Genomic DNA, 13,105 nt, shown 5'->3' on the forward strand with positions numbered 1-13,105 from the left:
CGTGACCGCGACGATCCTGGACGGCAAGGCGACCCTGGCGACCATCATCGGCGAGCTCTCCGAGCGGGTCGCGAAGCTCGCCGCGGCGGGCCGCACCCCGGGGCTGGGGACCGTCCTGGTGGGGGAGGACCCGGGCTCGCAGTCCTACGTCCGCGCGAAGCACCGCGACTGCGCCAAGGTCGGGATCACCTCGATCCGCCGGGACCTGCCGGCCGACGCCACCCAGGCCGACGTCGAGGCCGCCGTCGACGAGCTCAACGCCGACCCGGCCTGCACCGGCTACATCGTCCAGCTGCCGCTGCCGAAGGGGCTCGACGCCAACGCGGTGCTCGAGCGCGTCGACCCCGACAAGGACGCCGACGGGCTGCACCCGACCAACCTCGGGCGCCTGGTCCTCAACGAGCCCGCGCCGCTGCCCTGCACCCCGCGGGGCATCGTCGAGCTGCTGCGCCGCTACGACGTGCCGCTCGACGGCGCGAAGGTCACGGTGCTCGGCCGCGGCATCACGGTCGGGCGGCCGCTGGGTCTGCTGCTCACCCGCCGCACCGAGAACGCGACTGTGACCCTCTGCCACACCGGGACGCGGGACCTGGCGGCCGAGGTGCGGGCCGCGGACATCGTCGTGGCGGCCGCCGGCGTGCCCGGCATCATCACCGCCGACATGGTCCGGCCCGGTGCCGCCGTCCTCGACGTCGGCGTCTCCCGCGGTCCCCACGGCATCCTCGGCGACGTCGCCGAGGACGTGCGCGAGGTCGCGGGGCACGTCGCGCCCAACCCCGGCGGTGTCGGGCCGATGACGCGGGCGATGCTGCTCACCAACGTGGTCGAGCGCGCGGAGGCGCTGCTCGGCAGCGGGGCGTGACCGCGTGAGCGACGACGACCGCGGCGCCCCCGCCGAGCCGGCCGCGGCCGAGCACGGGCTCCCCGGCGGCGACCGGGCGGAGGGGCCGGCGACGAGCACCGGGTCGCTCCCGACCACGGTCCTCCCCGAGGGCGACGGCGGTCGCCCCGGCGCCGGCCGCCACGCGCGCCCGCCGCGGACCACCGCCCACTACGTGCGCGCGCTCGGCCGCCGGGTCCGGGCGCAGGCCGCGCTCACCGCGGTCCTCGTGGTCGTGGCGATCGCCTTCGTCCGGATCGGGCTGCAGCACTGGCGCGAGGGCACGACGGAGCTCGGCCTCGCGCTGCTGCTCGCGGCGGTCCTGCGCGCCGCCCTGCCCGACCGCACCGCCGGGCTGCTCGCCGTCCGCCCGCGCCGGGTGGACGTCGCGACCTACACCGCGTTCGGGCTCGTCGTCATCCTCGTGTCCCTCACGATCACCGGGGGACCGCTGGCGAGTCGATGACGGGGTCGGCGAACCCCGCCACCCACGCCTCGGCGCACCCGCGCACCGGCACCGTCACGTCGAGGCGGGCGAGCACGCTCATCCAGCCGCCCGTCACGCGCAGCAGCGACATCCAGCGGGCCGGCAGGTCGAGCGAGCGGCCGGTGCCGCGGTGCGCGGCCCCGAACGGCGACACCACCCGGTGGCCCTGGCGGCGCATCCACGCCTCGGTGAAATGGAACGTCTCGTCCCTCAGCGGGTCCGCCATCCCGCCGACCCAGGCGCCAAGGTCCTCGTCCCCGGTGTCCCCGGTGAGGAACCCGGCCGCCCGGGCGGCCGCGGTGACCCCCGGGTCGTCGTCGGCGAGCATCCGCATCAGCCGGCCCAGCACGGCCGGCACCCCGTCCGGGAGCTCGGCCACCGCGCCGAAGTCGACGAGCCCGACGCGGCCGTCGCGGAGCACGAGCACGTTGCCCGGGTGGGGGTCGGCGTGCAGCAGCCCGACCCGGGCCGGGCTGGAGAAGAGCAGCTCCACCAGGGCCCCGGCCACCCGGTCCCGCTCGGCCTGCTCCGCCGCGGTCGTCGCCGGCCGGATGCTCCACGCCGAGAGCGGGACCCCGTCGAGCCACTCCGAGACGAGGACCCGGGGTGAGGAGGCCACGACGGCCGGGACGCACACCTCGGGGTCGCCCGCGAGCGCGGCGGCGTGGGCGCGCTGGTGGTCGGCCTCCCGGCGGTAGTCGAGCTCCGCGGCGGTCCGGTCGGCGATCTCGTCGAGCAGGGCCCGGGCGTCGAGTCCGGGCATGAGCCGCGCCAGCACCCAGGACGTGCGGCGCAGGAGGGCCAGGTCGGAGCGCAGCGCCACGTCCGCGCCGGGGTGCTGCACCTTCACCGCGACCTCGCGGTCGTCCCGCCCCCGGCCGCCGCTCCACACCGCGCGGTGAACCTGCCCGAGGCTCGCGACGCCGGCGGGCTCGTCGTCGAACGCGGCGAACCGCGAGCGCCAGCCCCGCCCGAGCTGCTCGGCGAGGACGCGGTGCACGGTCGCGGCGGGCATCGGCTCGGCGGTGGTCTGCAGCCGGGTGAGGGCCTCGCGGTAGGGCTCGGCGACCTCCGCGGGCATCATCGTCTCGAACACCGCGAGGGTCTGGCCGAGCTTCATCGCCCCGCCCTTGAGCTCGCCGAGCACGGCGAAGACCTGCTCGGCGTTGCGCGCCAGGGCCTCACGGCCGAGCGCCTCGGGGTCGCCGCCGAGGGCGCGGCGGCCCCAGCCGGCGAGCGAGCGGCCCGCCGCACCCAGCGGCAGCGCGGCCAGGCGACCGCCCCGGCGGGCCGTACCGCCGACCACGCGCCGAGTCACGTCCCCGCGTCCGTCGTCGATCACGGCGTCGACCACCTCTCCGCCGAGCGCGGCAGGTGGCCGCAGTGGCTGCTCAGGGTGCCAGAGCACCGTGCGCCGAACGGGCCTGCGGTCCCCGGGACGTCGCGACCGACCGCGCGAGGGCCGCCGGCACCCGCGGACGCCCCCGGACCGGTGACCCGGGCGACGCCCTGTGGACCGTCGCCAACCGATCGGCGTTGATAGCGTGCGTCCCCAGTGGGAGCGCACGGGCACCCTCGGGAAGCCCCGGCGACGCCCCCGGACATCCGTGCGGCGCCGTCACCCGGCGCGAGAGGAGAGCCCGCAGACGTGGCGAAGATCAAGGTGGAGGGCACCGTCGTCGAGCTCGACGGTGACGAGATGACCCGGATCATCTGGCAGTTCATCAAGGACAAGCTGATCCACCCGTACCTCGACATCGACCTCGAGTACTACGACCTCGGGATCGAGCACCGTGACGAGACCGACGACCAGGTCACGGTCGACGCCGCGAACGCCATCAAGAAGTACGGCGTGGGCGTCAAGTGCGCGACGATCACCCCGGACGAGGCGCGGGTCGAGGAATTCGACCTCAAGCGGATGTACCGCTCGCCCAACGGCACGATCCGCAACATCCTCGGCGGCACGATCTTCCGTGAGCCGATCGTCTGTTCCAACATTCCGCGCTACGTCCCGCACTGGACCCGGCCGATCGTCGTCGGCCGTCACGCCCACGGTGACCAGTACCTCGCGCAGGACTTCAAGGTGCCCGGCCCGGGCACCGTCACCATCAGCTACACGCCCGACGGCGAGGGCGAGCCGATGGAGTTCCAGGTCGCGAAGTTCCCCGAGGAGGGGGGCGTCGCGCTGGGCATGTACAACTTCAAGAACTCGATCCGCGACTTCGCCCGCGCCTCGCTGCGCTACGGCCTGGACCGGAACTTCCCGGTCTACCTGTCGACGAAGAACACCATCCTCAAGGCGTACGACGGCATGTTCCGCGACACCTTCGAGGAGGTCTTCGAGTCCGAGTACAAGGCCGACTTCGAGAAGGCGGGGCTCACCTACGAGCACCGCCTCATCGACGACATGGTCGCCGCGGCCCTCAAGTGGGAGGGCGGCTACGTCTGGGCCTGCAAGAACTACGACGGCGACGTCGAGTCCGACGTCGTCGCGCAGGGCTTCGGCTCGCTGGGCCTGATGACCTCGGTGCTCATGACCCCCGACGGCACGGTCGAGGCCGAGGCCGCCCACGGCACGGTGACCCGGCACTTCCGCCAGCACCAACAGGGCAAGGAGACCTCGACCAACCCGATCGCGTCGATCTTCGCGTGGTCGCGGGGTCTGGCCCAGCGCGGGCGCCTCGATGGCAACGACGCGCTCGTCGACTTCGCCGAGAAGATCGAGAAGGTCTGCGTCCAGACCGTCGAGGACGGCAAGATGACCAAGGACCTCGCGCTGCTGATCGGCAAGGACGCGCCCTACCTCAACACCCAGGACTTCCTCGACGCGCTCGACGAGGGCCTGCAGAAGGCGATGGCCGACTGACCTCCCGGCCGACACCGCGGCGAAGGGCATCCCCGGAGGAGAATCCGGGGGTGCCCTTCGTGCGCTTGTGGGTACGACAGGGCATCCTCCGAGCGACCGCGCCCGGGGCTCGGTCCGGAGGGATGACGACGTGACGCAGCCGAACGCCGGGGGTGGCCGTGGGTCCCCGCCTGCCCGGCGGGAGAGCCGGGGCCGGCTGATCGGGGACGGGCTGTCCTGGACCGCCCGCTGGAGCCTGCGCCTCATCCTCGCCGCGCTGGGCCTGTCGCTCATCGGCGTCGTGATCGGCCAGCTGTGGTCGATCGTGCTGCCGGTGCTCCTCGGCCTGATCATCGCGACCGTCCTGGAGCCGCCGGCGACCTGGATGCGGCTGCACCGCGTGCCGCCGCTGCTCGCGGCGCTGATCGTCGTCCTCGGGGCCCTGGCGATCGTCGGCGGGGTGATCGCGGTGATCGCGCCGCAGGTCGTCGCGCAGGTCCCGCAGCTCGCGGCGGGCACCACGGCGGGCCTCTCCGACGTCGAGCGTTGGGTCTCGTCGACCTTCGGTCTCGGGCAGAGCCAGATCGGCGGGGTCATCCAGGGCGCGGTCAACCAGTTGCAGAGCTCCGCGACCTCCATCGCGGGCACGGTGCTCACCGGGCTCACGACGATCGCGAACGGCGTCATCGACGCCGTCCTCGCGCTCGTCCTCGCGTTCCTGTTCGTCAAGGACGGCTACCGGTTCCTGCCCTGGTTGCGCCGCCAGGTCGGAGCCGGGGCGGGGGAGCACCTGGCGGAGGTCGGGGCCCGCGCGTGGGACCGCCTCGGGGGGTTCATCCGCTCCCAGGCGATCGTCGGCTTCATCGACGCGCTGTGCATCGGCGTCGGCCTGGTGATCATCGGCGTGCCGCTCGCGCTGCCGCTGGCCGTGCTGACCTTCTTCGGCGCGTTCATCCCGATCGTCGGGGCGCTCACGGCCGGCGCGCTCTCGATGCTCATCGCCCTGGTGTCCAAGGGCTTCACCACGGCCCTCATCGTGCTGGTCCTCATCCTCGCCGTGCAGCAGATCGAGGGGAACCTGCTCCAGCCGCTGGTCCAGGGCCGGGGCCTGGGCCTGCACGCCGCGGTCATCATCCTCGCGGTGACCGGCGGCGGGAGCGTCGCGGGCATCGTCGGGGCGTTCCTCGCCGTCCCCGTCGTCGCGGTCACCGCGGAGATCGCGCGCTACATCAACGAGCAGATCGACGCCCGGGCCCGCTCGGACGAGGAGCACCCGTCCGACACCGCGCCGCCGGCGCCCTCGAAACAGGGGGCCGGCCGCTGGTCGATCCTGCGCAAGGTGCGGAGCCGGCGCAACGGCCGCGCCGACGGCGAGGCCGGTCCGGACGGCATCGAGGCCCCCGACGACGGGTCGGCACCGAACGGCGTGGCATCCACCGGGAGCGCTGCGACGAACGAGTGAACCTCCCCGGGTGACGGAGGTGTTCACGACGGGGCAACATCGCTGGCCTTCACTCGGTCGCGACCACGGCCGGCCCGCCGGAAGGAGCACCGATCCCGTTGCCCGAGAGCGAGTCCGTCGAGCGGCTGTCGACCCACGTGCTCGACATCGCGACCGGGAGGCCCGCCGACGGCGTCCCGGTCGTGCTGGTGCGCGCCGCGGACCAGGCCGTGCTCGGACGCGGGACCACCGACGCCGACGGCCGGGTCGCGCGGCTCAACGACGAGCCGATCCCGCCCGGGGACGTGACGCTGACCTTCGACGTCGAGCACTACGTCGCCCGGACGCACGGCACCGTCTTCCACCCCCGGATCACGGTGCACGTCCGGCTCGACGGCCGGCGGAGCCACTATCACCTGCCCGTCCTGGCCGGGCCGTTCTCGCACACGACCTACCTGGGGAGCTGATCGCGAGTGGGCATCGTCCTGGGCACCAACCAGTACGGCAAGGCCGAGGTGCGGCTGGTCCACGTGGACCGCTCGACGCCGCGGCACGTCATCACCGACGTCAACGTCACCAGCCAGCTGTTCGGCGACTTCACCGAGACGCACCTGACCGGCTCCAACGCCGCGGTCATCGCCACCGACACGCAGAAGAACACCGTGTACGCGCTGGCGCGCACCGGGGGCATCACGACGATCGAGGAGTTCGCGCTGCGGATGGCGCGCAACTTCGTCGACAAGTACGACCAGGTCATCGGGGCCCGGCAGGAGATCGAGCAGTACGGCTGGGGCCGGATCGAGACGTCCGACTCCGACCCGCACGATCACGCCTTCGTCCGGTCGGGCACCGAGATCCGCACCGTCGTCGTCACCAAACGCGGCGAGGACGAGACCGTGATCTCGGGCCTGACCGACCTCGTCGTCCTCAAGAGCACCGGCAGCGAGTTCTGGGGCTTCCCGGAGGTCGAGTACACCTCGCTGGTCGAGACGACCGACCGCATCCTCGCCACGGCGGTGTCGTCGCGGTGGCGGTACACGAGCTCGGACGTCGACTGGGACAAGTCGTTCGCCTCGGTGCGCCAGATCCTGCTCGATCGCTTCGCCGGCACCCACAGCTACTCGCTGCAGCAGACCCTCTACGCGATGGGCCAGGGCGTGCTGGAGGCCCATCCGGAGATCGCCGAGATCCGGTTCTCGATGCCGAACAAGCACCACTTCCTCGTCGACCTCTCGCCCTGGGGCCTCGAGAACCCGAACGAGGTCTGGTACGCCGCCGACCGCCCCTATGGACTCATCGAGGCGGCCGTCACCCGCGACGACCTGCCCGCCGACGACGCCGCCTGGGCCGGGATCACGGGGTTCTGCTGAGCGCCGGCCCCGGATCCGGGACGGCTAGTCTCGCCAGGCGATGGAGCCCGATCGCCAGACCCTCGTCGTCCGCGCCCGCCGCGCGGTGCTGCCCACCGGGACCGCTCCGGCCGCCGTCGTCGTCGCCGACGGCCGGATCACCGACGTCCTCGACCACGGGGCGCCGGCGCCGGACGGTGCCGTCGTCGTCGACCTCGCCGCCGACGAGGTGCTGCTCCCGGGGCTGGTCGACAGCCACGTCCACGTCGACGAGCCCGGCCGCACCGACTGGGAGGGGTTCGCGACGGCGACCGCGGCGGCCGCCGCGGGCGGGATCACCACGCTCGTCGACATGCCGCTCAACTCGATCCCGCCGACCGTCGACGTCGACGCGCTGATCACCAAGCGCGACGCGGCTCGCCACCAGGTCGCCGTCGACGTGGCGTTCTGGGGCGGCGCGGTGCCGCTGTGCGACGGCGTTCCGGACGCCGCGGGCGCCGTCGACCCCGACCGGATGGCCGCGCTCGTCGACGCCGGCGTCTGCGGGTTCAAGTGCTTCCTCACCGGCTCCGGGGTGCCGGAGTTCCCGCCCGTCTCGCACGACGACCTCGGGCTCGCCGCCCGCACGTGCGCCGAGCTCGACGTGCCGCTGGTGGTGCACGCCGAGGACGACGGGGTGCTCGGCGAGGCCCCGCCCGCAGGCGAGGACTACCGCTCCTTCCTCGCTTCCCGCCCGCCCGGCGCGGAGACCACGGCGGTGCTGCGGCTCGCCGGGATCGCCGCTCGGACCGGCGCCCACGTCCATGTCCTGCACGTCTCCGCGTTCGAGGCCGCCGAGGAGATCGGCGCGGCCCGGGCGGCCGGGCTCCGGTTGACCGGCGAGACCTGCCCGCACTACCTCGCCCTGGCCTCCGAGACGATGACCAGCACCGCGGGCAAGTGCTGCCCGCCGGTCCGCTCGGAGTCCAACCGCGAGCTGCTGTGGGGCGCGCTCGCGGCGGGCCGGCTGCAGGCCGTCGTCTCCGACCACTCGCCCTGCCCGCCCGAGCTCAAGGACGGCGGGTTCGGGCAGGCATGGGGTGGGGTGTCCTCGCTCGAGGTCGCGCTGCGGGTCGTGTGGTCGGGGGCGCACGCGCGGGGCCACACCCTCGACGACCTCGTCGGCTGGATGGCCGCGGCCCCGGCCGCGCTCGCCGGCCTGGACCGCGGACCCGGGGCCAAGGGCGCGATCGCGGCCGGCCGCGTCGCCGACCTGGTGGCGTTCGCGCCCGACGAGATCGCCGAGGTGGACCCGGCCGCGCTGCACCACCGCCACCCCGTCACCCCGTACGCCGGGCTCGCCCTGCGCGGCGCGGTGCGGCGGGTGTGGCTGCACGGGACCGAGCGGGGCGGAACGGACTCACCGAGCGGGCGGCTGCTCGCCCCGGAACGGAAGGGGAACGCGTGAGCGGGTCCGGGGCGTGGGTCGATCTCGCCGTGCGTGCGGCGGGCGGCGGGGTGGTGGCCGCCAGCGACGAGACCTTCGCGGAGAAGGAGAACCTCGTCACCACCGCCGCCCCGACCCACGCGGCGCACACCTTCGGGCACAAGGGCCAGATCTACGACGGGTGGGAGACCCGGCGTCGTCGGGCGGTCCCCGACGGTCCGGGGCCGATGGACCCGGCGGGCGACGACTGGGCGGTGATCCGGCTCGGGCTGCCGGGGATCGTGCACCGCGTCGTCGTCGACACCGCGTTCTTCGACGGCAACCACCCGGTCTCGGCCGAGGTCGACGTCCGCTGGATCGAGGGGCACCCCTCGCCCGCCGAGGTCGTCGACGGGCCGTGGGAGCCGCTCTGCGGCACGCCGCTGCAGGGCGACACGGCGCACACGGTGGAGGTGGAGCACCCGCGCGCGGCCACCCACGTGCGGCTGCGGATCCATCCCGACGGCGGGGTCGCGCGGCTGCGGGTCCTCGGCGAGGTCCTGCCCGACGTGCGGCGCTGGCGCGGCATCGGGGTCGACCTCGCCTCGCTCGCGGCGGGCGGGCGCGTCCTGGACGCCTCGAACCGCCACTACTCGCCGCCGGAGAACCTCCTGCTCCCCGGGACCGCGGGCCACATGGGCGATGGCTGGGAGACCCGTCGTCGTCGGGAGGGCGGGTTCGACTGGGTGGACGTGGCGCTCGGCGTCGCCGGCCGGGTGCACCAGGTGGTCGTCGACACGACGCACTTCGTCGGCAACGCGCCGGGGACGGTGCGGCTGGTCGGTCTGGGCGGGCCCGGCGCGGGTGGCCTGGGCGAGGTCGAGCTGCTGCCCGAGACCCCGGTGCAGCCCGACGCCGAGCACTGGTTCGGCGTCCCGGACGGCCTCGACGACGGCCTGGTCGTCGACCGGGTCCGGGTGGAGGTCCGTCCCGACGGCGGGTTCGCGCGGCTGCGGCTCTTCGGGCGCCCGACCCCCGAGGCCGCGGCGGCCGCGGGGCTGCGGCGCTTCCACGCGATGCCCTCGGTGGTGGCCGAGCAGGTGCTGCTGGGGTGCTGCAGTGCGCCGGACTGGGCGGCCGCGGTCGTCGCCGGGCGGCCCTACGCCGACCTCGACGCGCTGGTCGCCGCCGCGACCGCGGGCATCCTCGCGCTCGACGAGAAGGGGCTGGCCGCGGCGCTCGCCGGGCACGCCCGCGTCGGCGCGCCGGAGGGCGGGCCCGGCGCCCGGGAGCAGGCGGGCGTCGCGGGGCTCGACGAGGCCGGGCTGCGCGCGCTGACCGAGGGCAACCGGGCCTACGAGGAGCGCTTCGGGCACGTCTACCTGGTCCGTGCGGCCGGCCGGTCGGGCGAGGAGCTGCTCGCCCTGCTCGAGGACCGGCTGCGTCACGATCCCGAGATTGAGGCGGAGGTCGTGCGGGCCCAGCTCGCGGAGATCACGGCACTGCGGATCGAGGGGTTGTGGACGCCGTGACCCCGTCTCCCGATGCCAGCAACGGCACTCTATCGGCGTGCTCCCCTTCCTCTGATGCGAGAACGGCGCCGCTCAGCCGTGCCGACCTGCTCGTCCGGGGCGCGACCCTGGTGGCCACCTGCGACGACGCCGGCACCGAGCTCCCCGGCGGGTGGGTGGCGATCCGCGACGGGGTGATCGCCGAGGTGGGTACCGGCCCGGAACCGGACGCGACCGAGGTCCTCGACGCGACCGGCTGCCTCGTCACCCCGGGTCTGATCAACACCCACCACCACCTCTACCAGAACCTCACCCGCGGGCTGTATCCCGACGGGACGCTCTTCGAGTGGCTGACCGGCCTCTACCCGGTGTGGGCCCGGCTGGACGAGGAGGGCGCGTACCTCTCGGCGTGGGTCGGGCTCGCGGAGCTCGCGCTGTCCGGCACCACGACCTCGACCGACCACCTCTACGTCGCCCCCCGGGGCGCCGGGGACCTGTGGGCCGCCGAGATCCGGGCGGCCGGTGAGGTGGGGATGCGCTTCCACCCCACACGGGGCTCGATGACGCGCTCGGTCAAGGACGGCGGGCTGCCGCCGGACTCCGTGGTGCAGGACGACGACGAGGTGCTCGCCGACTCGGAGCGGCTGGTCGCCGCGTTCCACGACCCCTCGCTCGGCGCGATGGTCCGCGTCGCGCTCGCCCCCTGCTCGCCGTTCAGCGTGTCCCCGGACCTGATGCGCGCCACCGCGGAGCTGGCCGAGCGCCTCGACGTCCGGCTGCACACCCACCTCGCCGAGGACGCCGACGAGGACACCTACTGCCTCGAGACGTTCGGGCGCCGGCCGGTGGACCAGTTCGACGAGGTCGGGTGGCTCACCGACCGGGCCTGGGTGGCGCACTGCGTCTTCCCCGACGACGCCGAGATCGCCCGGCTCGGCGCGGCCGGCGTCGGGGTGGCGCACTGCCCGTCGTCGAACTCGGTGCTGGGGAACACCCGCATCTGCCCGGTGACCGACCTGCGCGCGGCGGGCGTGCCGGTGGGGCTGGGCTGCGACGGGTCGTCGTCGAACGACATGGCCTCGCTGTGGGTCGAGTCCCGGCACGCGATGCTGCTCGGGCGGCTGCGCGGTGGGCCGAAGGCCACCTCGGCGCGGCAGGTCCTCACGATGGCCACCCGCGACGGGGCCCGCTGCCTCGGCCGGGACGGCGAGATCGGGCAGCTGAGCCCGGGCGCGGTCGCCGACCTCGCGGTGTGGCCGCAGACCGGACCGGCGTTCGCCGGGGCGCTCGCCGACCCGGTCTCGGCGTGGCTGCGGTGCGGGCCGACGGTCGCGCGGCACACCGTGGTGGCGGGACGGCCGGTGGTGCGCGACGGCGTGGTCACCGCGCCGGGTCTCGACGACGTCCTGGTCCGGCACCGGGAGGTCGCGACCCGGGTGCGGGGGCTGGCCGGGTGAGTGACAGCAACGGCACCCTGTCGGCGTGCTCCCCTTCCTCTGACGCCAGGACGGGGTCGTTCACCCACGGCGCGCCGGGCCTGTCCGACGGCCTTCTCGACGCCCTCGACACCCGCCTCGCCGTCACCGACGCCGCCCTCGACGCCGACGAGGCCGCCCGGGCTCGCGCGGCCGCCCGCGACCCCGAGCCGGTCGACGTCTGCTACGTCCCGGCCGACCGCGTCACCGCGACCACCGCCACCGACTGGGGCGACGAGGCCGTCGCCGTCCTCGAGCGCTTCGCCGACGACGCCGAGCTGCCCGCCGTCCTCGGCCTCGACCCGGCCGCCCTGGCCGAAGCCCTCCCGCGTGTCCGGGCCGTGCTCGACCGGCAGCCCGTCGCCGACCTGCGTGCCGACCTCGAGGACGGCTACGGCCACCGCGACGGCGCCGAGGAGGACGAGCACGCGGTCACGGCCGGCGAGGCGACCGCCACGATCCTGAGCGGCCCCCGGGCACCCCGCCGCGCCGGCCCGCGCCTCAAGTCGATGGAACGCGCCACCCGTCGTCGGGGCCTGCGCTCCCTCGCGCTGTTCACCGCCGCGTTCCTCGACGCCCACGGCGACCCGACCCGGCTCCGCGTCACCCTCCCCAAGATCTCCGCCCCGGAGCAGGTCGCGGCCTTCGTCGAGGGCTGCGCCGCGCTCGAGGCCCACCACGGGATCGGTCCGCTGCCGGTCGAGCTCCAGATCGAGACCGCCCGCGGCGCGCAGCGGGTCGACGAGCTCGTCGCCGCCGCCGGGGCCCGCGCCGCCGGCCTGCACTTCGGCACGTACGACTACTCGGCCGCCCTCGGCGTCGCCCCCGACCAGCAGCGCGCCGACCACCCCGCCGCCGAGCACGCCAAGCACCTCATGGCGCTCGCCGGCGCCGCGGCCGGTGTCCCCGTGTGCGACGGGTCCTCGGCGATCCTCGCCGTGGGCGACCGCGACGCCGTGTTCGCCGCCTGGCGCGTCCAGGCCCGGACCGTGCGCCGCGCCCTCGAGCTCGGCATCACCCAGGGCTGGGACATGCACCCGGCGATGGTCCCGGCCCGCCTCGCCGTCGTCGTCGCCTTCCATCGCGAGGGTCTCGACGCCGTGGTCGGCCGCCTGCGGGCCTACCGGCGCGGGACGTCGGACGGGGTGCTCGACGAGCCCGCCACCGAGCGTGCGCTGGTCGGGTTCCTGCGCCGCGGGCTCGCGTGCGGCGCGATCGACGACGACGAGGCCGGGTCGCCGGCCGGGCCCTGACCGGCGGGCAGGATGTCCGGTATGGCACGCGAGGTGCAGGTCACGTTCGACGCCGCGGCGCCCGGCCGGTTGGCCGCGTTCTGGGCGGAGGTCCTCGGCTACCAGGTGCAGCCCCCGCCCCCGGGGTTCGCCACCTGGCCGGAGGCGCTGACGGCGTGGGGCGTCCCGCCCGAGCGCCACGATGACGCCTCCGCGGCGACCGACCCCGACGGCGAGGGTCCCCGGCTGTTCTTCCAGCGCGTGCCGGAGGGCAAGACGGCCAAGAACCGGGTGCACCTCGACGTGCGGGCCGCCCCCGGGCTGACCGGTGGCGAGCGGATGGCGGCGCTCGAGGCGGAGTGCGACCGGCTCACGGCCCTCGGGGCGACCCGGCTGCTGCGGGTCGAGCCGGACCCACCGCTGATCGGCGGCAACATCGTCATGGCCGACCCCGAGGGCAACGAGTTCTGCCTGGACTAG

General features: G+C 74.8%; 12 protein-coding genes. 11 read left to right on the plus strand and 1 reads right to left on the minus strand.

The genetic code is table 11. The features are described 5' to 3' along the window. Position 1 precedes the first annotated feature (1 nt). Both VGH76_RS04990 and VGH76_RS04995 read left to right on the plus strand, forming a co-directional pair. Positions 2 to 862 (plus strand): bifunctional methylenetetrahydrofolate dehydrogenase/methenyltetrahydrofolate cyclohydrolase, encoded by an 861-nt coding sequence (locus VGH76_RS04990; RefSeq protein ID WP_331555509.1) that lies wholly within the window; start codon positions 2 to 4, stop codon positions 860 to 862. A gap of 4 nt (positions 863 to 866) precedes the next feature. Continuing rightward, positions 867 to 1,346: a DUF3017 domain-containing protein gene (locus VGH76_RS04995; RefSeq protein ID WP_331555510.1), complete on the plus strand. Its 480-nt coding sequence runs from the start codon at positions 867 to 869 to the stop codon at positions 1,344 to 1,346. Here VGH76_RS04995 and VGH76_RS05000 read toward each other — a convergent pair. Further along, a complete protein-coding gene (locus VGH76_RS05000) occupies positions 1,318 to 2,709 on the minus strand; it encodes an AarF/ABC1/UbiB kinase family protein (RefSeq protein WP_331555511.1) in 1,392 nt (463 codons plus the stop codon). The genes VGH76_RS04995 and VGH76_RS05000 overlap by 29 nt on opposite strands. A gap of 306 nt (positions 2,710 to 3,015) precedes the next feature. Between VGH76_RS05000 and VGH76_RS05005 the strand changes: the two genes are divergently transcribed. The 9 genes from VGH76_RS05005 (at position 3,016) to VGH76_RS05045 (ending at position 13,105) form a co-directional block, all read left to right on the plus strand. Further along, on the plus strand, positions 3,016 to 4,233 hold the full coding sequence (locus VGH76_RS05005; RefSeq protein ID WP_331555512.1) for an NADP-dependent isocitrate dehydrogenase: 1,218 nt from the start codon (positions 3,016 to 3,018) through the stop codon (positions 4,231 to 4,233). A 130-nt stretch (positions 4,234 to 4,363) separates the two neighbouring features. Continuing rightward, a complete protein-coding gene (locus tag VGH76_RS05010) occupies positions 4,364 to 5,674 on the plus strand; it encodes an AI-2E family transporter (RefSeq protein WP_331555513.1) in 1,311 nt (436 codons plus the stop codon). Positions 5,675 to 5,772: 98 nt separating this feature from the next. Beyond that, complete coding sequence (gene uraH / locus VGH76_RS05015; RefSeq protein ID WP_331555514.1) at positions 5,773 to 6,120, plus strand: hydroxyisourate hydrolase; 348 nt, start codon at positions 5,773 to 5,775, stop codon at positions 6,118 to 6,120. Positions 6,121 to 6,126: 6 nt separating this feature from the next. Beyond that, complete coding sequence (pucL, locus tag VGH76_RS05020; protein WP_331555515.1) at positions 6,127 to 7,023, plus strand: factor-independent urate hydroxylase; 897 nt, start codon at positions 6,127 to 6,129, stop codon at positions 7,021 to 7,023. Positions 7,024 to 7,063: 40 nt separating this feature from the next. Next, positions 7,064 to 8,449 (plus strand): allantoinase AllB, encoded by a 1,386-nt coding sequence (allB, locus tag VGH76_RS05025; protein WP_331555516.1) that lies wholly within the window; start codon positions 7,064 to 7,066, stop codon positions 8,447 to 8,449. After that, positions 8,446 to 9,939 carry an allantoicase gene (gene alc / locus VGH76_RS05030; protein ID WP_331555517.1) on the plus strand — a complete coding sequence of 498 codons (1,494 nt, stop codon included), beginning with the start codon at positions 8,446 to 8,448 and terminating at the stop codon, positions 9,937 to 9,939. Before allB ends, alc begins: the two co-directional genes overlap by 4 nt. Positions 9,940 to 10,025: 86 nt before the next feature. Continuing rightward, complete coding sequence (locus VGH76_RS05035) at positions 10,026 to 11,375, plus strand: 8-oxoguanine deaminase (RefSeq protein ID WP_414637670.1); 1,350 nt, start codon at positions 10,026 to 10,028, stop codon at positions 11,373 to 11,375. Further along, on the plus strand, positions 11,372 to 12,646 hold the full coding sequence (locus VGH76_RS05040) for a DUF6986 family protein (RefSeq protein ID WP_331555519.1): 1,275 nt from the start codon (positions 11,372 to 11,374) through the stop codon (positions 12,644 to 12,646). The genes VGH76_RS05035 and VGH76_RS05040 overlap by 4 nt, the downstream gene beginning before the upstream one ends. 21 nt (positions 12,647 to 12,667) lie before the next feature. Next, a complete protein-coding gene (locus VGH76_RS05045; protein ID WP_331555520.1) occupies positions 12,668 to 13,105 on the plus strand; it encodes a VOC family protein in 438 nt (145 codons plus the stop codon).

It is taken from the genome of Actinomycetospora sp., from assembly GCF_036497585.1.
GTDB lineage: Bacteria > Actinomycetota > Actinomycetes > Mycobacteriales > Pseudonocardiaceae > Actinomycetospora.